Origin of the sequence: Streptomyces sp. MS06 (genome assembly GCF_047200655.1) — a bacterium.
Classification (GTDB): domain Bacteria; phylum Actinomycetota; class Actinomycetes; order Streptomycetales; family Streptomycetaceae; genus Streptomyces.
Window position 1 is genome coordinate 12,028 of sequence record NZ_JBJZOJ010000033.1, and the last position, 22,619, is coordinate 34,646.

19 protein-coding genes are annotated in these 22,619 nt (G+C 72.9%); 12 read left to right on the forward strand and 7 right to left on the reverse strand.

The window, feature by feature from the left end; genetic code table 11:
* Window positions 1–588: 588 nt before the first annotated feature.
* The 4 genes from ACL02U_RS19000 to ACL02U_RS19015 all read right to left on the reverse strand — a co-directional run bounded on the left by ACL02U_RS19000 (window position 589) and on the right by ACL02U_RS19015 (window position 3,739).
* Window positions 589–2,187: a polyamine aminopropyltransferase gene (locus tag ACL02U_RS19000; protein WP_412792057.1), complete on the reverse strand. Its 1,599-nt coding sequence runs from the start codon at window positions 2,185–2,187 to the stop codon at window positions 589–591.
* A gap of 10 nt (window positions 2,188–2,197) precedes the next feature.
* The gene (locus ACL02U_RS19005; RefSeq protein ID WP_412792058.1) at window positions 2,198–2,635 is read right to left on the reverse strand and encodes a DUF350 domain-containing protein; all 438 of its coding nucleotides are present in this window, start codon (window positions 2,633–2,635) and stop codon (window positions 2,198–2,200) included.
* A 196-nt stretch (window positions 2,636–2,831) separates the two neighbouring features.
* Window positions 2,832–3,233 (reverse strand): DUF4247 domain-containing protein, encoded by a 402-nt coding sequence (locus ACL02U_RS19010; RefSeq protein ID WP_412792059.1) that lies wholly within the window; start codon window positions 3,231–3,233, stop codon window positions 2,832–2,834.
* Window positions 3,230–3,739 (reverse strand): DUF2617 family protein, encoded by a 510-nt coding sequence (locus tag ACL02U_RS19015; RefSeq protein ID WP_412792060.1) that lies wholly within the window; start codon window positions 3,737–3,739, stop codon window positions 3,230–3,232. The genes ACL02U_RS19010 and ACL02U_RS19015 overlap by 4 nt, the downstream gene beginning before the upstream one ends.
* A 297-nt stretch (window positions 3,740–4,036) precedes the next feature.
* Here ACL02U_RS19015 and ACL02U_RS19020 point away from each other — a divergent pair, with 297 nt between their 5' ends.
* The gene (locus tag ACL02U_RS19020; RefSeq protein WP_412792061.1) at window positions 4,037–6,292 is read left to right on the forward strand and encodes an MMPL family transporter; all 2,256 of its coding nucleotides are present in this window, start codon (window positions 4,037–4,039) and stop codon (window positions 6,290–6,292) included.
* Between the two features lie 350 nt (window positions 6,293–6,642).
* Here the strand turns inward: ACL02U_RS19020 and ACL02U_RS19025 are convergent, their stop codons facing one another.
* Window positions 6,643–8,655, reverse strand: coding sequence for a hypothetical protein (locus ACL02U_RS19025; protein WP_412792062.1), 2,013 nt, complete (start codon window positions 8,653–8,655; stop codon window positions 6,643–6,645).
* Window positions 8,656–9,320: 665 nt separating this feature from the next.
* On the opposite strand from ACL02U_RS19025, the gene ACL02U_RS19030 reads away from it, so the two are divergent.
* The 11 genes from ACL02U_RS19030 to ACL02U_RS19080 all read left to right on the forward strand — a co-directional run bounded on the left by ACL02U_RS19030 (window position 9,321) and on the right by ACL02U_RS19080 (window position 18,766).
* Window positions 9,321–11,483, forward strand: coding sequence for a sensor histidine kinase (locus ACL02U_RS19030; protein WP_412792063.1), 2,163 nt, complete (start codon window positions 9,321–9,323; stop codon window positions 11,481–11,483).
* Between the two features lie 86 nt (window positions 11,484–11,569).
* Window positions 11,570–12,004 (forward strand): roadblock/LC7 domain-containing protein, encoded by a 435-nt coding sequence (locus ACL02U_RS19035; protein WP_412792064.1) that lies wholly within the window; start codon window positions 11,570–11,572, stop codon window positions 12,002–12,004.
* 2 nt (window positions 12,005–12,006) lie between these two features.
* On the forward strand, window positions 12,007–12,378 hold the full coding sequence (locus tag ACL02U_RS19040; RefSeq protein ID WP_412792065.1) for a DUF742 domain-containing protein: 372 nt from the start codon (window positions 12,007–12,009) through the stop codon (window positions 12,376–12,378).
* The gene (locus ACL02U_RS19045) at window positions 12,356–13,021 is read left to right on the forward strand and encodes a GTP-binding protein (RefSeq protein WP_412792066.1); all 666 of its coding nucleotides are present in this window, start codon (window positions 12,356–12,358) and stop codon (window positions 13,019–13,021) included. The genes ACL02U_RS19040 and ACL02U_RS19045 overlap by 23 nt, the downstream gene beginning before the upstream one ends.
* 61 nt (window positions 13,022–13,082) lie before the next feature.
* Entirely contained in the window at window positions 13,083–13,658 is a 576-nt protein-coding gene (locus tag ACL02U_RS19050) for a GAF domain-containing protein (RefSeq protein ID WP_412792067.1), read from the forward strand.
* 193 nt (window positions 13,659–13,851) lie between these two features.
* The gene (tdh, locus tag ACL02U_RS19055) at window positions 13,852–14,880 is read left to right on the forward strand and encodes an L-threonine 3-dehydrogenase (RefSeq protein WP_412792068.1); all 1,029 of its coding nucleotides are present in this window, start codon (window positions 13,852–13,854) and stop codon (window positions 14,878–14,880) included.
* 34 nt (window positions 14,881–14,914) lie between these two features.
* The gene (locus ACL02U_RS19060; RefSeq protein WP_412792069.1) at window positions 14,915–16,108 is read left to right on the forward strand and encodes a glycine C-acetyltransferase; all 1,194 of its coding nucleotides are present in this window, start codon (window positions 14,915–14,917) and stop codon (window positions 16,106–16,108) included.
* Between the two features lie 52 nt (window positions 16,109–16,160).
* Complete coding sequence (locus ACL02U_RS19065; protein ID WP_412792070.1) at window positions 16,161–17,063, forward strand: LysR family transcriptional regulator; 903 nt, start codon at window positions 16,161–16,163, stop codon at window positions 17,061–17,063.
* 223 nt (window positions 17,064–17,286) lie between these two features.
* Entirely contained in the window at window positions 17,287–17,835 is a 549-nt protein-coding gene (locus ACL02U_RS19070; RefSeq protein ID WP_412792111.1) for a helix-turn-helix domain-containing protein, read from the forward strand.
* Window positions 17,832–18,362 carry an N-acetyltransferase family protein gene (locus tag ACL02U_RS19075; RefSeq protein ID WP_412792071.1) on the forward strand — a complete coding sequence of 177 codons (531 nt, stop codon included), beginning with the start codon at window positions 17,832–17,834 and terminating at the stop codon, window positions 18,360–18,362. Before ACL02U_RS19070 ends, ACL02U_RS19075 begins: the two co-directional genes overlap by 4 nt.
* Before the next feature lie 47 nt (window positions 18,363–18,409).
* Window positions 18,410–18,766 carry an MmcQ/YjbR family DNA-binding protein gene (locus ACL02U_RS19080; protein WP_412792072.1) on the forward strand — a complete coding sequence of 119 codons (357 nt, stop codon included), beginning with the start codon at window positions 18,410–18,412 and terminating at the stop codon, window positions 18,764–18,766.
* Window positions 18,767–19,142: 376 nt separating this feature from the next.
* Here the strand turns inward: ACL02U_RS19080 and ACL02U_RS19085 are convergent, their stop codons facing one another.
* Both ACL02U_RS19085 and yicI read right to left on the reverse strand, forming a co-directional pair.
* Window positions 19,143–20,153 carry a LacI family DNA-binding transcriptional regulator gene (locus ACL02U_RS19085; protein ID WP_412792073.1) on the reverse strand — a complete coding sequence of 337 codons (1,011 nt, stop codon included), beginning with the start codon at window positions 20,151–20,153 and terminating at the stop codon, window positions 19,143–19,145.
* Window positions 20,154–20,195: 42 nt separating this feature from the next.
* A complete protein-coding gene (gene yicI / locus ACL02U_RS19090) occupies window positions 20,196–22,469 on the reverse strand; it encodes an alpha-xylosidase (protein WP_412792074.1) in 2,274 nt (757 codons plus the stop codon).
* Between the last annotated feature and the right edge of the window lie 150 nt (window positions 22,470–22,619).

Consider the following 22,619-nt stretch of genomic DNA (forward strand, 5'->3'; position numbering starts at 1 on the left):
TCCGGTGGCACTGCACGGGGATCGGCAGGCCGGTACCTGGCTGTCCAGGGGGGCGGGGACGGCGCGAGTGACGGCAATGGTGCCTTGAACGGACGGAACGGCCGGGAGGACCGGGTTCGTCCCGAGGACACCTGCTCAAACATACCCCCCCGGGTATCTATTCCGAGTGGGTCTCCCGCCTGGTTCACGCCATCGGGTGGTGCGGTGCCTCGCCGTGCCGCCCCGGATCCCGACGGAGAGCGGGGGCAGGCCGGTGGCGGCGCGGTCGTGGAGGGCGGTGCTGATTCCGGCGCTTCCGACCGCGCCGGCGACGGCGCAACGGACGGCGCCACCGACAGCGCCGCCGTCGTCGAGCAGCGGACCGACAACGCGGTCGAATCGGGCGGGAGCAGTTCCGGCAACCGGCCCCGCGGACCAGAGCGGCGGGCCAGCGATGGCAGGTCGGCAGCGGCCGTCGGGCGGGGCGGCCGGGCAGCGGCAGGTCGGTGGCGGGACGGTCCCGGTCGGGGTGACGGTTCGGCGGCGGCCCGGGGCCGGCGGCGGGCCGCGGTTCGGCGGGGCGGGCCGGTCAGCGGCCCTCAGCGGCCGTCAGTAGTGCTTCCACTCGTCCAGCTCGTACTGCAGCACCTCGGGGTCCATCAGTGTGCTCGGCCGCACATCCTGGCGTCTGCGGTCGACGGGGAACACCGTGGCGGCCCGCAGTACCGTGTCGTCCAGGAAGCGCAGCCGCGGGACGTCCGGCGCGAGGCGCAGCGGCGGGGGCGCGCCACCGGGGGAGGCCAGCACGAAACCCCAGTTGCCGAAGCTCGGGACGTCGATCTGGAACTCCGTCGTCCCGTACCCCGCCGCCTTGATGGTCGCCGCGATCGACCAGTAGGTCTTCGGCGCGAAGAAGGGCGAGCCGCTCTGCACCATCACCCTGCTGCGCGCGGTCAGTACGTGGTGGAGCAGGTCGTAGAACTCCACCGAGTACAGCTTGGCCAGCTCGGCGGTGTCCGGGTCCGGGAAGTCGACGATGGCGGCGTCGTACCGGCGGTGGGCACCACGGAGCCAGTTGAACGCGTCGGCGTTGACCACCTCGACCCTCGGGTCGTCCAGCGAGTCGCGGTTCAGTTTGCGCAGCGGCCCGAAGTGGCGAGCCAACCGGGTCATCGCCGGGTCCAGCTCGACGAGCGTGACGTGCCGGACGTCGTCGTAGCGCAGCACCTCGCGGAGCGCGAGTCCGTCGCCGCCGCCCATGATGAGCACGTTCCCGCGCGGCCCGGCCAGCGTGGGATGGACCAGGGACTCGTGGTAGCGGTACTCGTCGACGGAGCTGAACTGCAGGTCGCCGTCGAGGAACAGGCGGATGTCCGGGTCGCCGGTGAATCCGGTGGAGCGGGTGACGACGATTTCCTGGTACTGCGTGGTCTCGGCGTGCACGATCGGGTCCGCGTAGAGCTGCTGGCGTGCGGTGACCTCGATGTCGTCGGCCAGGACGTACACCGTGCCGAGGACGGCCAGTACTGCCGCGACCCCCGCGAGCAGGGCGTTGCGCACCCAGCGCCGGATCTGCCGGCGGAAGATGCAGACCACCACGATGACACCGGCCACCGCGTTGACCGCGCCGACCACCAGGGCGCCCTTGAGCTGCCCGAACGTCGGCAGGAGCAGCAGCGGGAAGCACAGCCCGCCGACCAGTGCCCCGACGTAGTCGACGGCGAAGAGGTCGGCGACCGCGCTGCCCGCCTCCTGCCGCCGGATCCGCTGCAGCAGCGTCATGAGCAGCGGTATCTCCGCGCCGATCAGGATGCCGACGAGCATCGCGATCACGATCATGGCCGGGGTGTAGAGCTGCAGCCAGGCGAAGGCCAGGTACAGCAGCAGCACCGACAGTCCGCCGACCAGCGCGAGCACCCCCTCCACGAGGGCGAACGCGCCGACGGCCCGGCGGCGCAGCGGTTTCGCGGCGAGGGAGCCCACGCCCATGGCGAAGACCATCACCGACAGCACCAAGGACGTCTGCGTGACCGTGTTGCCGACCAGGTAGCTGCCCAGCGCGGTCAGCGCCAGTTCGTAGACGAGGCCGCAGGCCGCGCAGAGGAAGACGGCGAGCAGCAGGAGGAAGCGCGCGCCTCGGGAGTGCCGGGCGGGCGCGGGCCGGGAGGGTGCCGCGTTGTCGCGGCCGTGCAGGGCGGTGGCGCTCATGGGTGCGGTACTAGGCGAGTGCCGCGCCGACCAGGAGGCCGCTGCCCAGGTACATGCCGGCCTGGACCCAGGCGGCGGGATGCGGACGCCCGTCGCTGTCCTCCAGCACGACCGCGCCCATCCGGCCCGGTGTGAACACGCCGATGACGATGCCGACCAGGGTCATCACCAGCACTCCGGCCAGTCCGTACAGCAGCGTGCTGGCGAGGCCGAAGCCCAGGCCCCGCTCGGACTCGCTGGCCCGGATGGCGTCCATGATGACCAGGCCCACGGCGACGGACTGGCTGCCCAGCAGGACGGCGGCGCCGCGGTTGCGCTCGGTCCACACCACGTGGAACAGCTTGCCCGGTGTGACGAGGTCGAGGCCGAGGAAGCCGATGGCCATCACGGCGAGCCCGACGACCCCGTAGAGCAGGGCCTGGCCGGTCGACTCGAGGATCTCGGTCACTGCGTTGCCTTTCGTCGGGGAGCGTGGAGGGGAAAGGGGCGTCAGAGAGCCCGCGGGACCGCCGGCATGCCGGCGGTGTCGTCCGTGCGGGTCCGTGTACGGGTGTGCGGTCGGGGCGGCTGACCGGCCGGCGGCCGGCGGAGCGCCGGGAGCACCCTCCCGGCCCGCGGACGGGCGGACGGGACGGGCGGCGTGGTCATTTGCCCGAACCGGGTCCGCCGCCGCGGAAGCTGCGGCTGTACGGGTCGGGCCAGCGTCGGAGGTACTGCCGGTGGCGTTGGTAGCCGTTGCGGTAGCTCTCGATCTCGATTCGGCTGCCGCTGCCGTAGGGCGAGACGGTGACCATGTCGTCGCGGTAGCGCAGATACTGCGCGCCGCCGCCGGACGTGCGGTCGAGCGCCTGGCGGTGGTTCTGGATCGTGTCGGCGACCTTCGCCGGCGCGCTGGCCGGCGCCAGCCAGCCGACGCCCGAGGAAGGGTAGGTGTCGCTGATCCAGCCGCGCGGTACCGCGTCGCCCGCGTCGGAGGAGCAGGCGGTGGCCAGAACCGACGCGAGGAGGGCCGCCATCGCTCCGCGGACGAGTCGGGCGCTGTTCATCGGGCCTCCAGCCGGGTGCAGGTGGATACGATCCGGCGGTGCTGCGGATACGTGTGCCAGGTCCGCCAGCCCAGACCGCCTGGCGCGTTCCCGTCGAGCGTCTCCACCAGCACCGCCGTCACCGCCTGCGGGGATCCCGGGAACACTCCGCACAGACTCCGGTCGCCGCCGGCCGCGAGGTCGAGGATCCGCGCCACCGCCGACCCGAACGATTGGCCGTCGTACTGCTGGACCCGGGCGCCGAACTCGTAGCGCCACCCGGGAAGCTCCCGGACGCGGGTGACCGGCAGGCCGCCGGTTCCGCCGGGCAGGCACGCCACCGTCTCCCGCACCGGACCGGCGAAGACCTGGTGCGAGGCGCCCAGCACCCGCAGCCGCACCGAGCTCAGTCCGCCGGCCGCCACCTCACGCTCGGCGAGCGCCGGCAGTTCGGCCGTGTCGAGGGAGAGCGACAGCTGATCCGCGTCGGTGTCGAGATAGGGGGTGTCCAGGGCAACGGTGTGCACAGGACCCCCCCGGATCAGAACTTGTCATGAGCGGCGCCGAGTATGACACACGAGGTGGGCGGGGCTTAAGTGGCCACAGGGGTCTGAGTGGCATATGCGGCTCGTGAAGCACGCTCCGCCCCGCCCTCGCAGCGCCTCTCGCCGCCCTTCCCGAATCGCCTGCCGCTCTTCCCCGAGCCTGCCGCCACCGCCCTCGCGGAGCCCTCCACCGCCGCGGCTCCGAGGTGCCGATGTGATCGGTCCGGGCTTCAATGGATCTGCTGATCTGCCGAGAAGTCCAGGTGCGGAGGTCACCGCATGACCGACACCCGCTCTGCGGGACGCAGGGACAGGGACGGTGCGCCCGGCCTGCTTCACCGACTCGGCCAGTGGTGCGCACGCCACTTCGTGATCGTGATCGTGGCATGGCTGGTGGCCCTCGGGGCCGTGCAGGCTCTCAACCACCTTTACGGCGGCGAGTACTCCGACGACTTCTCCCTTCCCGGAACGCAGTCGCAGCAGGGCCTGGAGGTGATTCAGCAGCATGATCCGGCCGCCGCGGGGTACAGCAGCCAGATCGTCATGCACGATGCGGACACCCCGCTGACCGGCCTGTCCTCCCAGATCTCCGCCGCAGTCGGTGACCTGGGCGGGCTGCCGCACGTGACGGCGGTGCAGAACCCGCTGACGGCGCAGAACGGGCAGGCGTCCACCGCGCAGAACGGCAACCAGCCGAACGTCGGGCCGCTGTCCTCGGACGGCCGTACGGCCTACATCACGGTCCGCTTCGACATCCAGCCCTCTCGGCTCGGCGACGGCTATCTGCCCGGCGTGTACCGGGCCATGGAACCGGTCACGTCGGCAGGCGCCGAAGTGGAGTACGGCGGACCGCTCGGCGAGCTCGCCAGGCCGACCGCGAAAGACGTGGTGAGCGAGGCCATCGGCTTCGGCGTCGCGATCGTCGTCCTGCTGATCGGGTTCGGCAGCGTCCTCGCGGCCGGCGTCCCGCTGCTGTCCGCCCTGATCAGCGTGGTCGGCGGACTGGCCTGCCTCGGGCTGCTGGCCGCCGCCTTCACCTTCGCCACCGTGTCGCCCACCCTCGCCACCATGATCGGGCTGGGTGTCGGAATCGACTACGCGCTGTTCCTGCTCACCCGCCACCGCCAGAACCTGATGAACGGCGCCGACCCGGCACGGGCCGCCGGTCACGCAACGGCCACCAGCGGACGCGCGGTGCTCGTCTCCGGCACCACCGTGATCATCGCCCTGGGTGGGCTGTCGGTGTCCGGGGTGTCCTTCATCACCAGACTGGGACTCGCCGCCGCCGTCACGGTGGTCACCGCGGTCACCGGCGCGCTGACGCTGGTCCCGGCCCTGATGGGGCTGATCGGCAGACGCGTCGACCGCTACCACGTGCGGCGGCCGGTCGCCGAGACCGACGCCGCGCCCGGCGAGGAACCGCAGGGCACCTGGCACCGCTACGCGCGGCGGGTGGAGCACCACCCGTTCCACTACCTCGCCGCGGGCGTCCTGACGGTCGCGGTGCTCGCGATCCCGGCCTTCTCGATGCAGCTCGGGCACATCGACGACGGCGCCGACCCGACCTCCTTCACCGACCGCCGGGCCTACGACCTGATGTCCGACGCGTTCGGGCCGGGCTCCAACGGTCCGCTCACCATCGTGGTGAACCAGTCCTCGGTGCCCTCGTCCCAGCGGTCCGCGCTCGCCACCCAGGTGCAGAAGACCCTCGACGGTGTGCCCGGCGTCGCCGCCGTCACTCCGGTGACCCCCACCCAGGACGGCGACGTCCTTCTCGCCACGGTCTACTCCAAGACCTCCCCGCAGAGCGCCGCGACCACGGACCTGGCCAACAACCTGGTGCACGACAGCCTGCCGCAGGCCGTGTCGGGCACCGACGCGCACGGGTACGTCACCGGCAACACCGCCGCCCAGGTGGACTTCCGGGACATCGTCGCCGAACGGCTGCCACTGATCATCGCCGTGGTCGTGGGACTGGCGTTCCTGATCGTCCTCGTCGTCTTCCGCGGGCTGCTGGTCGCCGTCAAGGCGGCCGTGCTGAACGTGCTGTCCATCGCGGCCTCCTACGGGGTGGTGGTCGCCGTCTTCCAGTGGGGCTGGGGCGGCCCCGCGCTGGGCGTGAACGGCAAGGTGCCCATCGAGAGCTACGTACCGATGATGATGTTCGCGATCGTCTTCGGGCTCAGCATGGACTACGAGATCTTCCTGCTGTCGCGGGTCCACGAGGCCTGGCTGCGCACCGGCGACCCGAAGGGCTCGGTGGCCCACGCCCTGGAGATCACCGCGCGCGTCATCACCTGCGCCGCTCTGATCATGGTCAGCGTCTTCGCGGCGTTCATCATCAGCGACAACGTGGTGGTCAAGATGCTCGGGCTCGGACTGGCGGTGAGCGTGCTCATCGACGCGACCGTGGCGCGTCTGCTGCTGGTGCCCGCGGTGATGACCCTGCTGGGCAACCACGCCTGGTGGACCCCGCGCGTGCTGGACCGGATCATGCCGCACATCGACACCGAGGGGCACGAGGAGGCCCTGTGACGCCGGGCCGGGACGGCACCGGGGCGCGGGGCCGCGGCACCGGAGGAGCGGGGAGTGGGGGCACGCCCCGGAGAGGCGGGGGCATGGCCCGGGGAGCGGGGGTCGTGGCCCGGGGGAGCGGGGGTCGTGGCCCGGGGGAGCGGGGGTCATGGCCCGGGGGAGCGGGGCCATCCTCCCCCCAACCCCGCTCGGCCGTAACGGGGTCGAGGAAGACGACGGCGCCGCGAGGGGGAGCGGAAGGCTCCGGTGGGAGGCCCGGGAGAGTTCCCCGGGCGGGCCGGCGCCGGTCCCGCCGTTCCGTACGGCGGGACCGGCGTGGCCGGGGTCACCAGGGGCACCTGTCGCAGTGGTCACAGATGGCGCGGGGCCCCCACCAGGGGAGTGCGCACCGGGGCCGCGAGGCCGACGAAGACCACCATCTCCCGGCCTCCCGGGTTGGTCTGCACCGGCACGTTCAGCCAGTTGTTGGCGAGCCAGACGTTTCCGGACGGGTCGATCTGGACGGCGGTGTTCCGCTCCAGTCCGTCGCTGGTGTAGCCGGTGCCCGCCGGCGAGATGGGGTCGCCGGTGTGCAGTCCGGGCGGGCAGGCGGAGGTCCTGGCGCCGCACAGGTTGGCCAGGCGATGTCCGCCGAAGTTCGCCACCCAGACGGTGTCGTTGCCGTCGACGGCGATCCCCCACGGCAGGAACAGGCCGTCGTTGACGAACGGTTCGGCCGGAGTGCTGCCGTCGGGGCGGATCATGGTGACCGAGGCGTCCACGTGCCGGGTGACGATGTCCGCGACCGCCTCGGCGACCATCTCCGGAGTGGTCCCCTCGCACGGGGCGACCACCGCGCCGCCGTTGGAGACCCAGACGTTGCCCAGGCTGTCGGAGGCGATGCCCATCGGCCGCTTGATCCCACCGCCGGTGATCGAGCGCAGCGGAACGCCGCGCGGCGACAGCAGCATCACGTTGTCGCTGCCGTTGCCGGTCACCCAGGCCCGTCCCCGCGGGTCCACGGTGACGCCGAAGGGCTTGACCAGCCGGTCGCCTCCGGGCGCGATGTTCCGCGCCCGGCTCGGGTCCCCCTCGGGCACGCGGGTCAGGCTCCTGCCGCCGCAGTTGGCGATCCAGAGCGTGCCCTTGCGGTCCGTGGCGGTGCCCTGCGGCTGGAGGATGTCGCCCCGCCGCCATCCGTGCGGCGGCGACAGCGGCCGTCCGTCCGGACCGAACTCCGAGACGCTGCGGTACAGCCGCGAGGCGTCGATCGGACAGCCTGCGCCCTGGAAGCCGAAGTTCGCCGCCCAGACGTGTCCGCGGGGGTCGATCGACACGCCGAACCCGGCGCCGTACAGCCCACCGCCGCGGTACGGGGCCCCGGGGACGTCCCGGCCGTCGGGCGTCAGCCGGGACAGGATGCGGGAGCCGCAGACGGACTTCCGGGGGTCGTCGTTGAAGCGGTAGTTGTTGATGATCCAGGCCGTGCCCTGCGCGTCGAAGGCGAGGTTGCCCGGACCGTCCAGCTCGTGCCCGTTGCCCACGTACCGCAGTGCGAGGGTCCAGGCGTCGGGGGCCTTGCGCAGCCGCGGGCGGTACGGCGCGCGGTGGTCGGCCAGCGCGAACAGTTCCGTCACGTGGTTGCCGGGAGCACGGGCGATGTCCGCCACCGCCTGGAAGGTCTCCCGCGGCGCCGCTTTCCCCGGCCGCCGGGCCAGGGCGAACAGATCGTCGCAGGTCTGCCCCGCGGTGCAGCCCGACAGGATGTCGGCCAGGGTGTTGAAGGCGCGCAGGGTGGAGGTGCGTTCGCCGTTCGGAGCGGTGGCGAGCAGCCGGGCCACCCGGCCGTCGCGGATGTCGGCGAGGTTGTGCGAGACGGCCGCGGCGTTCTGCAGTCCGGGGCTGCGTCCCGCCACCTCGCCGCCCTTGGTGAACTGCGCCATCGCGAAGCCCGCCGCCACCGTGGTCCGCTCGTTGAGGACCGCCTTGCCGGGGTGGCGCCCGGTGCCGAGCACCGCCACCAGCCGCACCGGCTCCACCCGGTGGGCCACGCGGTCGTGCCGGGCGCCCGCCGGCCGCCCGGTGTCCGCGGTCAGGTACAGCACCGCGTCCGGGTCGTGCGGAGCGCGGTAGGAGAGGTGGAAGCGGCCCCGGGCGTCGGTGCGGGTCCGGGCGAGCCGCCGGGCGCCGGCGCCGAACTCCTCCCCGGCCCGCATCAGCGACACCTCCGCCGAGGCCAGGGGGCGGTTGCCGCTGCGTACCACTCCGCGCTGTTCCGACATGCGGTGCCCGGGATGCGGATCACCGGCGGCCTGTGCCCAGGAGGCGGTCAGCGGGACGGCTGCCAGGAGGGCGGTGAGCAGTACGGCTCTGTGACGTCTCACGGGGACTCCGTTCCTCGCGCGGTACGCGGTGCGCGGTGCGTGGTGCGTGGTGGGGGTGGGGGTGGGGGTGGGCGCCGGGCCGGCGAATCCGTCCCGGCCCGGAACTCCGGATCACGTTGTCAGCACGGGGGTGGCCCCGGGCGCGGCTCGGTGCCGTGGCGCGCAGCACCACCCGTCCAGGTGAGGGGAGGGGACCGGACGGCCGAGGTGCCGGGCCCCCGGTCCCGGTTGCCCGGGCGGGGGATCCTCGCCGACCGGGGGCGGACGGCGGCCGATCGGGAGCGGACCGGGGGGCGGACCGGGGGAGTGCGGGGCGCACTGCGCGCGGTGCGGGCGGCCGGTTCGACGCCTCCTGTCGCCTGATCAGATTTGCGCTCGCTTATGACCGGGATTGATTGAATCGTCGATGTATCGGACCGTGTGCAGCGCCGACTTGTCGGTCTGTCGTACGACCGCTCATACCAGAGCGGGACGCTCCGTGTACGACTTTGTCAACTGCCCACCGCACCTGACGCATCGACGACTACTGTGAGTGTCCGTCGGGCGACAGTGGGACGAATTCTTCGGCTCCGTCGACCGGCACCGCGCGGGCGCACAACAGGAATTGCGCACCACGCGCAAGCAAACAGGCCCGACGGACCCGACGGAACAGCACGAGGACCCCGATGTCTCACCTCCGCGCACCGGCCGCACGCGCAGACCGCCGTGAAGGCGGCGGGCGGCACGGGCGGCCGGTAGCCCGCAACCTCCCCTCCGTCGCCGAGGCCCACATACGGCCGCAACTCCTGCGGCTCGCCGTGCTCCCGCCGATCGCGGTGGCCCTCAGCGCCTGCGCGGCCGTGCTGTTCACGGTCCGCTCCGCCGGCACCCGCCCCGGCCCCATGCTCTGGGCCGTGCTCTCCGGCGCCGCAGCGGTCACCGCCGCCGGCATCCTCATCGCCGCCGTGGCCGCCGACCGCGCGGCGCGCTCCGTCCACGAGCGCATCGGCGCGCTGCGCCACGGCAGCGCCCGCGCCGAGGGGGAACTGCGTGCCCTCGTGGAGGCGCTGCGCCGCGGCGAGGCCCCGCCCACCCGCAGGAGCCGCAGCAAACCCCCCGAACACGCCGACGACTTCGAACTCCTCGCCGCGGACCTCGCCCGTGCACGCGACGGTGCCGTCACCGCCGTCGTGCAGGCCGCACAGCTCTCCACCCGGACCGGCAGTGAGCAGAAGCTGGAGGTCTTCGTCAACCTCGCCCGCCGGCTCCAGTCACTGGTGCACCGCGAGATCTCCCTCCTCGACGAGCTGGAGAACGAGATCGAGGACCCCGACCTGCTCAAGGGCCTCTTCCACGTCGACCACCTGGCCACCCGGATCCGCCGCCACGCCGAGAACCTCGCCGTCCTGGGCGGCGCCGTCTCCCGGCGCCAGTGGAGCAACCCCGTCTCCATGACCGAGGTACTGCGCTCCGCCATCGCCGAGGTGGAACAGTACTCGCGGGTCAAGCTCGTACCGCCGGTCGACGGCCGGCTGCGCGGCCACGCCGTCGCCGACGTCATCCACCTCCTCGCCGAACTCGTCGAGAACGCCACGGTGTTCTCCGCCCCGCAGACCCAGGTACTGCTGCGCGCCGGTCTCGTCACCTCCGGTCTGGCGGTCGAGGTCGAGGACCGCGGCCTGGGCATGCCGGCCGAGGAGCAGAACCGGATGAACGCCCTGCTCGCCGACCCCGACCAGGTCAACGTCGCGCGGCTGCTGGCCGACGGCCGGATCGGGCTGTACGTCGTCTCGCAGCTCGCCCGGCGGCACGGCATCAGGGTCCGCCTCCAGAGCAACATCTACGGCGGCGTCCAGGCCGTACTCGTCGTCCCGCAGGACCTGCTCGGCGCCGCTCCGGACGATCCGGGCGCCCGGGCCCTGCCGCAGGACACCGCGGCCGGACCTGAACCCGCCGCAGCCGCGGTGCCCCACCGGCAGCGGCGCCCCGCCCCGCAGTCCGCCGCCAAGCCCGGCCGCCCGCACCCCACCCTGCCGGCCGCAGCTCCGCCCGCCACCCCCGCACCGCCCACCCCCGCAGAGCCCGCGCCCGCTGCGCAGCTCCGCCCGGGCCACGGCGCCCTGCCCGCCCCGCCGGACCCCCCGGCCGCGGCACCGGCCACGGGCGGCGAACCGGCACCGGGTGGAAAGCCCGGCAGGCACCCCGGCGGCGCCCCCGCCCCCCTTCCGGTGCGCGGACCCCGGGAGGACCGGACCAACCCGGCCGCCGCAGCGCCCGGGATCCGGTCCGGTGCCCGGTCCGTCGTCGAGGACGGGGCGGGCGAGCCGGCGGTCCCGCGCACCGGAGCCGTCCGCGGCACCGTCGGCAAGCCCGGACTGCCCCGGCGCCGAGCCCAGGAGCACCTCGCCCCCCAACTGCGCGGCGGGCCCGCCCCCCGCCAGGAGCCCGAGCAGCCTCCCGGGCACGACCCCGGCCTGATGGCCGCCTTCCGCCGCGGGATCGGCCTCGCCGAGTCCGCCGAGTCCGCCGGGGCCGGCACCGGTGTTCCGACCGCCCCGGCCGGCTCCCCGCAGGTCCGCGACGACATCGTGACCGCCCCCGGCGGTCTCCCGGGCCCCGGCCCCGCCCGGAACCCCGCCCCGGACGCGGCTCCCCCGACCGCACCACCCCCCACGGCCCCCACGGCCCCCACGGCCCCCTCGCCCCCCATGGACTTCACCCGCATCACCACCGCAGACATCGCCCCGGTGCCCGCAGCCCGCCAGACGCCCAACGGGCGCGACCGCACCGGACCCTCCTCCGGCCGTCCGAGCACCACCCGGCACGACGGGGGCGCGCCGAACGGATGACCGCGCGCAATCCCACCCGCACCCACCACCCCACCCGCGTCCCCCACACTCCCGCAGACCCCCGCACCCCAAGGAGTCGATCCACCATGGCGAGCGACACGCCGACCGGCCACGCATCCGACCTCGACTGGCTGATGAGCGGCCTCGTCCAGCGTGTACCGCACACCATCAGCGCCGTCCTGCTGTCCTGCGACGGACTCGTGAAGTCCGTCCACGGTCTCGACCCGGACAGCGCCGACCACATGGCCGCCCTGGCCTCCGGCCTGTACTCCCTCGGCCGGAGCGCGGGCGTGCGCTTCGGCGACGGCGGCGACGTGCGGCAGGTCGTCGTCGAACTCGACTCGACCCTGCTGTTCGTCACCACCGCCGGCTCCGGCACCTGCCTCGCCGTCATGGCCGGACGAGAGGCCGACGCGGCAGTCCTCGGCTACGAGATGGCCATGCTGGTCAAGAGCGTCCGCCCCTACCTCGTGACGGCGCCCCGCCAGCATGCCGCCGAACCCGCGGTGATGAGGCCTTGAGCGTGGCGGCGGCCGGCGACGGGCCCTGGCTCGACGACGCGGCCGGTCGGCTCGTGCGCCCGTTCACCGTCAGCAACGGCCGCACCCGGCCCAGCGTCGACCTCGACCTGATGTCGCAGGTGCGCGCGACCGGGGTCACCCCCCTCGGCTACCTGGGACCTGAACACGCGCAGGCGCTCGACCTGTGCCGCGTGCCCCTTCCGGTGGCCGAGATCGCCGCTCACCTGAAGCTGCCGGCAGCGGTCACCAAGGTGCTGCTGTCGGACCTCGTCGACTGCGGCGCCCTGACCACCAAACCCCCCGCGTTCCACGACCATCCCACCGACCGGGCCCTTCTGGAGGCAGTGCTCGATGGACTACGACGACAGCTTTGACCCGGCCCGCGCCGACGGAGGCGACCCTTTCAGGGGAGGCGACCCCTTCCCCACCGCGCTCAAGATCCTGGTGGCCGGCGGCTTCGGCGTCGGCAAGACCACCTTCGTGGGCGCCGTGAGCGAGATCGCACCGCTGTCCACGGAGGAACTGCTGACCACCGTCAGCGCCGCGACCGACCGCCTCGACGGGATCGAGAACAAGATGGAGACGACGGTCGCCATGGACTTCGGCCGCCTCACCCTCGATCCGCAGCACGTGCTCTACCTGTTCGGGACACCCGGGCAGGAGCGGTTCTGGTTCATGTGGGACGAACTCTGCGAGGGCGCACTCGGCGCGGTCGTGCTCGCCGACACCCGCCGGCTGGAGGACTGCTTCGCCGCCGTCGACTTCTTCGAGGAGCGCGGCCTCGGATTCGTCGTCGCCGTGAACGAGTTCGACGGCGCCCACCGCTACGACCCCGAGGAGGTGCGCGCCGCGATCGACCTGCAGCCGGAGATCCCCGTGGTCCGCTGCGACGCGCGGATCTCCGCGTCCGGCGTGGAGACCCTGCTCACCCTGGTCCGGCATCTCATCGCCCACGCCCCGGCCGCGCCCGAGCAGAACCGCGGCGCCCAACTGCCGTCCCCGTCGACGCCGAAGTGATCCCACACCGCCCAGGGAGCCCGTCCATGCCCCACGCCCGCACCGCCGCCGGAGCCCGGCCATGAGCTACGACCCGCCGCGTCCCCCCGGTCGGCTGCTGCTCACCCCCGAGGACAGGGAGGCCCCGGCCCGCGTCCGGCGGCTGCGCGAACTCGGCCTGGAGCAGCGGCCCGACCCCGCCCTCGACGTCTTCGCGGGCCACCTGGCCGGCCTCGCGGGTGCCCCGTACGCCATGGTGAACTTCCTCGACGAGGGCGGGCAGTTCTTCGCGGGACTGCGCGTCCCGGTGCCCCCGCTGCCCGCACCCGGTGAGCGCCCGCAGCCGGAACTCGGCCGGACCCTGCCGCGGGACCACGGCTACTGCCCCCACGTCGTCGCCCGCCGCCGCGCCCTCGCCCTGGAGGACGTCCGGGACTACCCGCGGTTCGCGGGCAACCCGGTCGTCGACGAGTACGGCATCCACTCCTACCTCGGAGCGCCGCTCATCGACACCACGGGCACGGTGCTGGGCACGGTGTGCGTCGCCGACCAGAGCCCCCGGTCCTGGGGGACGCAGGGACTGCGGACCATCAAGGCGACCGCCGCGGAACTCGCCGTGCGGCTCGAACGCCGAGCGGAGGACGGCCTGCCGCTGTGAGCACCACCGCCGCCGGCGGCGGTGCGGCCGGGGTGTGAAGCAGAGCTGAGGCGCCGCTTAAGAAATCCTCGATGGACCGGGGAGGGCACCGTACGGCAGATTGCTGCACGATTCCCCTCTCCCTCCCGGCACGGGCTCCTTCGGTGCGCCCGCGTCCGGGTGCGGAACCGTCGAGACCCACAGGAGCCGTAGCGTGAAGGCGCTGGTCAAGGAGAAGGCGGAGCCAGGGCTCTGGCTCGCCGACGTCCCGGAACCCGCCGTCGGACCCGGAGACGTGCTGATCAAGGTCGCGCGCACCGGGATCTGCGGCACCGACCTGCACATCCGGTCCTGGGACGGCTGGGCGCAGCAGACGATCCGCACCCCGCTCGTGCTCGGGCACGAGTTCGTCGGCGAGGTGGTCGACACCGGCCGCGACGTCACCGACATCGCCGTCGGCGACCGGGTCAGCGGCGAGGGCCACCTGGTCTGCGGAAAGTGCCGCAACTGCCTGGCCGGCCGGCGGCACCTGTGCCGGGCCACGGTCGGGCTGGGAGTGGGTCGGGACGGCGCGTTCGCCGAGTACGTGGCGCTGCCCGCGTCCAACGTGTGGGTGCACCGGGTCCCGGTCGACCTCGACGTGGCCGCGATCTTCGACCCGTTCGGCAACGCCGTGCACACCGCCCTGTCGTTCCCACTGGTCGGCGAGGACGTGCTGATCACCGGTGCCGGACCGATCGGGCTGATGGCAGCCGCGGTCGCCAAGCACGCGGGCGCCCGGAACGTCGTGGTGACCGATGTCAGCCCGGAGCGGCTGGAACTCGCCCGCAAGGTCGGCGCCGACCTCGCGCTCGACGTCTCCACGTCGACGGTCGCCGACGGGCAGCGGCGGCTGGGGCTGCGCGAGGGCTTCGACATCGGCCTGGAGATGTCCGGCCATCCAGAGGCGCTGCGCGGCATGATCGCCAACATGACGCACGGCGGCCGGATCGCCATGCTCGGCCTGCCCGCCGAGGAGTTCCCGGTCGACTGGTCCCGGATCGTCACCTCCATGATCACCCTCAAGGGCATCTACGGCCGCGAGATGTTCGAGACCTGGTACGCGATGACCGTCCTGCTGGAGGGCGGCCTGGACCTCGCCCCCGTCATCACCGGCCGCTACGCCTACCGGGACTTCGAGGCGGCGTTCGCCGACGCGGCGAGCGGCAGGGGCGGCAAGGTCGTCCTCGACTGGACCGTCTGACCGGTGAACCGCCCCCACTTCTAGGAGCTCTGCCATGTTCGACTCCGTGCGCGACGACCTGCGCGCCGCCCTCGACGAGATCCGTGCCGCCGGCCTGCACAAGCCGGAGCGGGTCATCGGCACCCCGCAGTCCGCGACCGTCCGCGTCACCGCGGGCGGCCGCCCCGGCGAGGTCCTCAACTTCTGCGCCAACAACTACCTCGGCCTCGCCGACCACCCCGACGTGGTCGCCGCCGCGCACCAGGCCCTGGACCGCTGGGGCTACGGCATGGCCTCGGTGCGTTTCATCTGCGGAACGCAGGAGGTGCACAAGGAGCTGGAGGCCCGCCTGTCGGCGTTCCTCGGCCAGGAGGACACCATCCTCTACTCCTCCTGCTTCGACGCCAACGGCGGCGTGTTCGAGACGCTGCTCGGCGAGCAGGACGCGGTGATCTCCGACGCGCTCAACCACGCGTCGATCATCGACGGCATCCGCCTGTCCAAGGCCCGCCGCCACCGGTACGCCAACCGCGACCTGGCCGACCTGGAAGCGAAGCTGAAGGAGGCGTCCGGCGCGCGCCGCCGCCTGATCGTCACCGACGGCGTGTTCTCCATGGACGGCTACGTGGCCCCGCTGCGCGAGATCTGCGACCTGGCCGACCGCTACGACGCGATGGTCATGGTCGACGACTCGCACGCGGTCGGCTTCGTCGGTCCGTCCGGCCGCGGCACCCCCGAACTGCACGGCGTGATGGACCGCGTCGACATCATCACGGGCACCCTGGGCAAGGCCCTCGGCGGCGCCTCCGGCGGCTACGTCGCCGCACGCGCCGAGATCGTCGCCCTGCTGCGGCAGCGGTCCCGCCCGTACCTGTTCTCCAACACCCTCGCCCCGGTGATCGCGGCGGCCTCCCTCAAGGTCCTCGACCTGCTGGAGTCCGCCGACGACCTGCGGGTGCGGCTCGCCGAGAACACCGCCCTGTTCCGCCGCCGGATGACCGAGGAGGGCTTCGACGTCCTGCCCGGCGACCACGCCATCGCCCCCGTCATGATCGGCGACGCGGCGAAGGCGGCGCGCATGGCGGAGCTGCTGCTGGAGCGCGGTGTGTACGTGATCGGCTTCTCCTACCCGGTCGTCCCCCAGGGGCAGGCCCGCATCCGCGTCCAGTTGTCCGCGGCGCACTCCACCGGCGACGTCGACCGCGCGGTGGACGCCTTCGTGGCGGCGCGGGCCGAGCTGGAGGGCTGAGTGCCCCGCCCCTCGGAGCGGCCGGTCCCCCGACCTTGAGATAATCGGTCGCATGATCGAAGCACGGCGGCTCCACATCCTCCGTGCGGTGGCGGACCACCGCACGGTCACCGCGGCCGCCGCCGCGCTGTACCTCACCCCCTCGGCCGTGTCCCAGCAGCTGACCGCGCTGGAACAGGAGACGGGCCACCGTCTCGTGGAGCGCGGAGCCAAGGGCGTACGCCTCACCCCGGCCGGCGAGATCCTGCTCAGCCACACCAACGCCGTCCTCGCCCAGCTCGAGCGGGCCGAGGCCGAGCTGGCCGCCTACGGTTCCGGTGCGGCGGGCACGGTCACCGTCGCGGCCTTCGCCACCGGCATCGCGCTGGTCGTCGCCCCGGCCGTGGCCCGGCTGGCCGGGACCGCGCCCGGGATCCGCATCCGGGTCCAGGACGCCGAGGGCGACGCCAGCCTGCCCATGGTGCTGGACCGCCAGGTGGACGTCGCGGTGGCGGTGGAGTACCGCGGGGGCCCGCCCGCCGACGATCCGCGCCTCACCCACGTGCCCCTGTACGCCGAGCCGTTCGACGCGGTCGTCCCGGTCGGCCACCGGCTCGCCGGCGCCGGCGAGGTCCCCCTCGCCGACCTCGCCAAGGAGCCGTGGATCGGGCCCTACCCCGGCAACCCCTGCCACGAGGTGGTCGTCCTGGCCTGTGAGAGCGCCGGGTTCCAGCCCCGCCTTGAACACTCCTCCGACGACTTCCGCGCCGTCGTCGCCCTCGCCTCGGCCGGCGCCGGCGTGGCCGTGGTCCCGCGTTCGGCCCTGCGCGGAATGGACCTGGCGGGCGTCGTCGTCCGCCCCGTGGACGGCGTCGCCCCCACGCGGCGGGTCTTCGCCGCGGTCCGGCGCGGTGCGGAGGACCACCCCCTGATCAGACCGGTGCTGGACGCGCTGACCGGGGCCGCCGCCCACTGAGCCGCACGTAACATGCCCGTCTCATTTTCGGGATATCGTCCCGGACATGAGACGAAGCGCATGGAGCGACCCGCCGCCGCACGGTGCGGGGCACCCCGGCGGCCTGCCGGAGCCCGCCCATCACGCCGCCCCCGGCGGCACGGGCGAACCTTCCGCCGGAGCAGGTGCGACCCCACCCCCCGGGGACGGTGCGGACGCCGGGGACCGGGCGGCGCCCGACTCCGTGGACCTCCGGCTCGGCGCCCGGCTGGCCGCCCTGCGCGCACAGTCCGGCTGGTCCCTCACCGAACTCGCCGAGCGCAGCGGGGTCAGCCGCTCCACCCTCTCCCGCGCCGAACGCGCCGAGATCAGCCCCACCGCCGCCCAGCTCAACCGCCTCTGCCGGGTCTACGGGCGGACCATGTCCCGGCTGCTCGGCGAGGTGGAGGCGGAGCCCGCCCTGCTGGTCCGCGCCGCCGAGCAACCGGTGTGGGAGGACCACGCGTCCGGGTTCGAACGGCGGGCCGTGTCCCCGCCGCACGCCGGACTGCGCGGCGAACTCGTCGAGGGCCGGCTCGCACCGGGCGCCGACATCGCCTACGACCGGCCGCCCGTCGCCGGACTGGAACAGCACCTCTGGGTGCGCGAGGGGGCGCTGGAGGTGACCGTTCAGGACGTCGCGCACCGGCTGCGCACCGGTGACTGCCTGCGGATGCGGGTGTGGGGCCCGACGCGGTTCCGGTGCACGGGCGACGCCCACGCACGGTACCTGCTGGCGGTGGTGCTGCCGTGATCGTGCGCCGCCTGGACGCCGGGCTCCTCCCGGACGCGATCGGGGAACTGGCCGGCCTGCTGACCGCCACGGTGGACGCCGGGGCCTCCGTCGGCTTTCTCGCCCCCCTCCACCGGGCGGAGGCCGCCGCCTGGTGGACCCGGTGCGCCGGCGAGGTGGCCGGCGGGCGGCGCGCGGTGTGGGCCGCGCAGGCCGACGACCGGATGCTCGGCACCGTCAGCCTGGTCTTCCCCGGAATGCCCAACGGCCGGCACCGCGCCGAGATCACCAAGCTGATGGTGCACCCGGACGCCCGCGGCCGGGGACTGGGGCGCAGGCTCCTGACCGTCGCCGAGCAGGCGGCCCGGGCGGCCGGTGTCGGCCTGCTGCACCTGGACACCGAGACCGGCAGCCCGGCCGAGCACCTGTACCGCGCGGCCGGATGGGCGCGAGCCGGAACGATCCCCGACTACGCGGCGAGCCCGGACGGAACCCTGCGCCCCACGACGCTGTACTACAAGCACGTCGGCAAGGCTGCGGCAGACTGATCACCGGACGGTCGGCACTGTCAGAGGGGGCAGCTACGGTGCCGTCCATGTCGGAAGCCGCAGACGTACGCCGTGTCGCCCTGTCCCTGCCGGACACGTCGGAGAAGCTCGCCTGGAGCATGCCCACCTTCCGGGTCGCGGGCAAGATGTTCGCCACCCTGCCGGAGGACGAGACGTCCATGGCGGTGCGCTGCCCCCGGGAGGAGCGCGGCGAACTGGTCCTCGCCGAGCCGGAGAAGTTCTGGATCGCCGCACACGAAGCCCAGTTCGCCTGGGTGCGCGTCCGGCTGGCCGCCCTGGAGGACGAGGAGGAACTGCGGGACGTCCTCGCGGACTCCTGGCGCCAGGCCGCCCCGCCCCGGCTCCAGGAAGCCCACCCGGAGCTGGGGCTCCGCCCGGAGTGACGCCCGCAGGGCCCGCCCGGCCCCGCGCGGCATGATCCGGCGGGACTCCCCGCTCCGGCACGGCGTCGGCGGCCTCCTCGCGCTGCGCCCCGCGTGCATGCGGCGGACCGGTAGGCCCGCCGGCGCCGGAACGCGGCCGACCACCTGCCCCGCACCTCCCCAAGGGCCGCTCGACCGGGAAGCCGGCGAAGGTGTGCAGCACGGGCCGCAGCCCGATCCGGCGCGGCCGGCCCCGCGAAGGCGATCGCCGTCACCGGCGCCGCTTTTCTTCGGCGGAGTACCCGCCCCCCATTGCCGCCCTCGACGAAGTACAGGCGCTCCGCGGCGGGGGCGGACACCCGCCCCCGCGGTGCGCGCGCCGGTTCGGCGCCGGGGGTCAGAGCGACCCCGGCGGCGCGGTGGTGGAGCGCGGGGTGAGGCGGGCAGGCAGCACGGTCGTCTCGGGAGCGTCCCGGCCGACGAGCTTGGCCATGAGCAGGCCGACCGCACGGGTGCCGATCTCGTCGGAGGGTATGGATACCGAGGTGATGGGCACGAGCGCCTGCTCGGCTGTCTCGTCGGGGCAGATCGCGATGACCGACAGGTCCTGCGGAACCCGGAGGCCCATGGCGGTGAAGGCTGCGATGAGCGGCTGGATGACCGACTCGTTGTGGACGACGACCGCGGTGAGCGACGGATCCTCGCGGATCAGCCGCTCCGCCATCGCACGGGCCGCGGCCGGTGTCTCGGGGCAGGGATGAGCGATGGAGCGCATCCCCAGCCGGTCGGCGGCGGCCGTGAAACCCGCGGTCACGCGCCGTGCGAAGCCGGTACCGCGCAGGTACACCTCGGGCGGTGACCCGATCAGGGCGACGCTGCGGTGCCCGAGTGCGGCAAGGTGCTCCACACAGGCCTCGCCGGCACCCCGGAAGTCCAGATCGACGCAGGTCAACCCAGTCGGGTCGGCGGGGAAGCCGATGAGCACGGACGGCTGGTCCAGGGTCCGCAGCAGGGGGAGTCTGCGGTCCTCGAGCTCCACGTCCATGATGATGAACGCATCGGCCATCGCGCTCTTGGCGACGCGGACGATGCCTTCGTCACCCTCGTCCTGGGCGAGGAGGAGCACGTCGTGGTTGTGTTCCCTGGCCGCGGTGAGCACCGACGTGGCGAACTGCATGAGCACGGGGACGTGGACGCCCTTGCGCAGCGGCAGCACGAGGGCCAGCACGCGGGATTGGCTGCTGGCCAGCGACCGGGCCCCGGCGTGCGGCCGGTAGCCCAGGACGCGGATGCTCTCCTCGATGCGTTGACGGGTCTGCGGCGAGATCGGCCGCTTCCCGCTGAGCGCATAACTGACGGTGCTCGGGGACACCTTGGCGTGCCTCGCCACGTCAGCGATCTTGACCATGCAACTCCCTTGTCGATGACGTGTGATGGGCGGACGCGTCCGTCAGGACCCGGGCAGCTCCAGGGTGAGGACGCGGGTGCCCGCTTCGGCCCGGGCCGAGGGACCGCCCGCGACCTCGATGCCCCAGGGCAGGGAGGCGTCGGATGTCTCGGCCCGCAGCGTGACGTCCTCGCGGACGACGGTGATCTCCACCGCGGTGGTGTCGTCGCGCGGAATGCGCACCATGGTCCGGGAGCCGTCGGCGGGCTGGAAGACGCGGACGGTCACGCCTTCCGCCCAAGTGTAGTCCGGGCGGTCATGGACCGCGCCGACCGGGATCGCGGCGCCGGGCCGCGCCAGAAGCGGGACACCGAAGTAGTCATGGGTCTCGCGTACCCAGCGGGGTCCGGTGACCGTGCGGCCGGTGGTGAAGTGGGTCCAGGTTCCCTCGGGCACGTAGTAGGAGACCTCGCCGGTCTCCGAGAAGACCGGTGCCACCAACAAGTCCGGGCCGAGCATGTACTGGCGCTCCAGCGGCGCGCAGGCCGGGTCCTCGGGGAACTCCAGGACCATGGCGCGCATCATGGGGATGCCCTGGGTGTGCGCCTCGTACGCGGATCCGTACAGATAGGGCATGAGGCTCAGCTTGAGCTCGGTGAACGTGCGCAGCACGTCCACCGCCTCCTCGTCGAAGAGCCACGGCACACGGTACGAGGACGAACCGTGCAGGCGGCTGTGCGAGGAGAGCATGCCGAAGGCGATCCAGCGCTTGAACAGGCCGGCGTCCGGGAGCCCCTCGAAGCCGCCGATGTCGTGACTCCAGTAGCCGAAGCCGGACAGCCCCAGGGACAGGCCGCCGCGCAGCGACTCCGCCATGGACTCCCAGGTGGATTCGCAGTCGCCGCCCCAGTGCACCGGGAACTGCTGGCCGCCGGCGGTTGCCGAGCGGGCGAACAGCACGGCCTCGCCCTCGCCGCGGTGCTTGCGCAGCACGTCGAAGACGGTCTGGTTGTACAGCTGAGTGTAGTAGTTGTGCATGCGCTCGGGATCGGAGCCGTCGAAGTACGCGACGTCGGTGGGGACGCGCTCGCCGAAGTCGGTCTTGAAGCAGTCGACGCCCATCTCGAGCAGGGCCTCGAGCTTGGACGCGTACCAGGCGCAGGCGTCCGGGTCGGTGAAGTCGACCAGGGCCATGCCGGGCTGCCACAGGTCCCACTGCCACACACTGCCGTCGCGGCGCTTCAGCAGGTGCCCGGCGGCCCTGGCCTCGGCGAACAGCGGGGAGCGCTGGGCGATATACGGGTTGATCCACACACAGATGTGCAGGCCACGGTCCTTGAGGCGGTGCAGCATGCCCTCAGGATCCGGGAAGACCCGCGGGTCCCACTCGAAGTCGCACCAGTTGAACTCGCGCATCCAGAAGCAGTCGAAGTGGAAGGCGGAGAGCGGGAGGTTGCGCTCGGCCATGCCGTCGACGAATCCGGTGACGGTCTGCTCGTCGTAGGCGGTGGTGAAGGACGTGGTCAGCCACAGTCCGAAGGACCAGGCGGGCGGCAGCGCGGGCCGGCCGGTCAGGCTCGTGTACTTGCCGAGGATCTCCTTGGGGGTGGGTCCGTGGATGACGTAGTACTGCAACTGCTGGCGTTCGGCGCTGAACTGGACACGTGAGGCCTGCTCCGAGGCGACCTCGAAGGAGACCTTGCCCGGGTCGTCGACGAAGATCCCGTAGCCGGCGTCGGTGAGGTAGAAGGGGACGTTCTTGTACGCCTGTTCGCTGCTGGTACCGCCGTCGGCGTTCCAGATGTCGACACTTTGGCCGTTCTTGACCAGCGGTCCGAAACGCTCGCCGAGCCCGTACACGGACGTGCCGACGTTCAGCCGCAACTGCTCGCGGACGTAGTGCCGTCCGTCGCCCGTCTGTATCAGGGCCATGGCCTTGGTATCGCTGCTGGTGAGCGTGCGACCGTCGGCCTGGAACGCCATGCGCCAGTTGCCGTCGAGGCCGAAGTGCACACTCAACTCGCCGGAGATGAGTACGGCTTCCCGCTCGTCGACGGACACGACGGCGTTGTGGGGCTCGTGGGTGAGGGCGAAGTGCGGGCCGGTGTCGACCTCGCCCTCGAAGTGGGTGATTCGCACGCCGATCACGCCGGGCATCGGGGCGGTGCAGTCGATGGTGACGACCGGGCCCTTGAGGAGATCGCCACGGTTCCGGATGTGCTGGGTGGGGGCGTAGACCCTGAGCGATCCGGGGCCGGGAACGGCATCGAGGACTTCTGCCGGATAGGCCGCCGTGACGCCTTCTCGCAGCAGCCAGTATCCGTCGGTGAACTTCATGGTCGATGCCTTTCACGGTAGGGGCTACCGATGTGCGCAGTACGGGGTGGAGGAACAGGGCGCTGTGCCTTTCCGCTCGAGACAGGACGGGCGGAAGGCACAGCGGCGGGCGGGCGTTGAGGGGGCTCCGCCCGAAGGGGGTGCGCGGAC

Bases quoted from the DNA above. Each gene is read 5' to 3' on its own strand.
- ACL02U_RS19030 (WP_412792063.1), top strand. From the start codon at position 9,321: ATGTCTCACCTCCGCGCACCGGCCGCACGCGCAGACCGCCGTGAAGGC.
- ACL02U_RS19085 (WP_412792073.1), bottom strand. From the start codon at position 20,153: ATGGTCAAGATCGCTGACGTGGCGAGGCACGCCAAGGTGTCCCCGAGC.
- yicI (WP_412792074.1), bottom strand. From the start codon at position 22,469: ATGAAGTTCACCGACGGATACTGGCTGCTGCGAGAAGGCGTCACGGCG.
- ACL02U_RS19050 (WP_412792067.1), top strand. From the start codon at position 13,083: ATGAGCTACGACCCGCCGCGTCCCCCCGGTCGGCTGCTGCTCACCCCC.
- ACL02U_RS19035 (WP_412792064.1), top strand. From the start codon at position 11,570: ATGGCGAGCGACACGCCGACCGGCCACGCATCCGACCTCGACTGGCTG.
- ACL02U_RS19010 (WP_412792059.1), bottom strand. From the start codon at position 3,233: ATGAACAGCGCCCGACTCGTCCGCGGAGCGATGGCGGCCCTCCTCGCG.
- ACL02U_RS19080 (WP_412792072.1), top strand. From the start codon at position 18,410: ATGTCGGAAGCCGCAGACGTACGCCGTGTCGCCCTGTCCCTGCCGGAC.
- ACL02U_RS19060 (WP_412792069.1), top strand. From the start codon at position 14,915: ATGTTCGACTCCGTGCGCGACGACCTGCGCGCCGCCCTCGACGAGATC.
- ACL02U_RS19020 (WP_412792061.1), top strand. From the start codon at position 4,037: ATGACCGACACCCGCTCTGCGGGACGCAGGGACAGGGACGGTGCGCCC.
- ACL02U_RS19000 (WP_412792057.1), bottom strand. From the start codon at position 2,187: ATGAGCGCCACCGCCCTGCACGGCCGCGACAACGCGGCACCCTCCCGG.
- ACL02U_RS19045 (WP_412792066.1), top strand. From the start codon at position 12,356: ATGGACTACGACGACAGCTTTGACCCGGCCCGCGCCGACGGAGGCGAC.
- ACL02U_RS19065 (WP_412792070.1), top strand. From the start codon at position 16,161: ATGATCGAAGCACGGCGGCTCCACATCCTCCGTGCGGTGGCGGACCAC.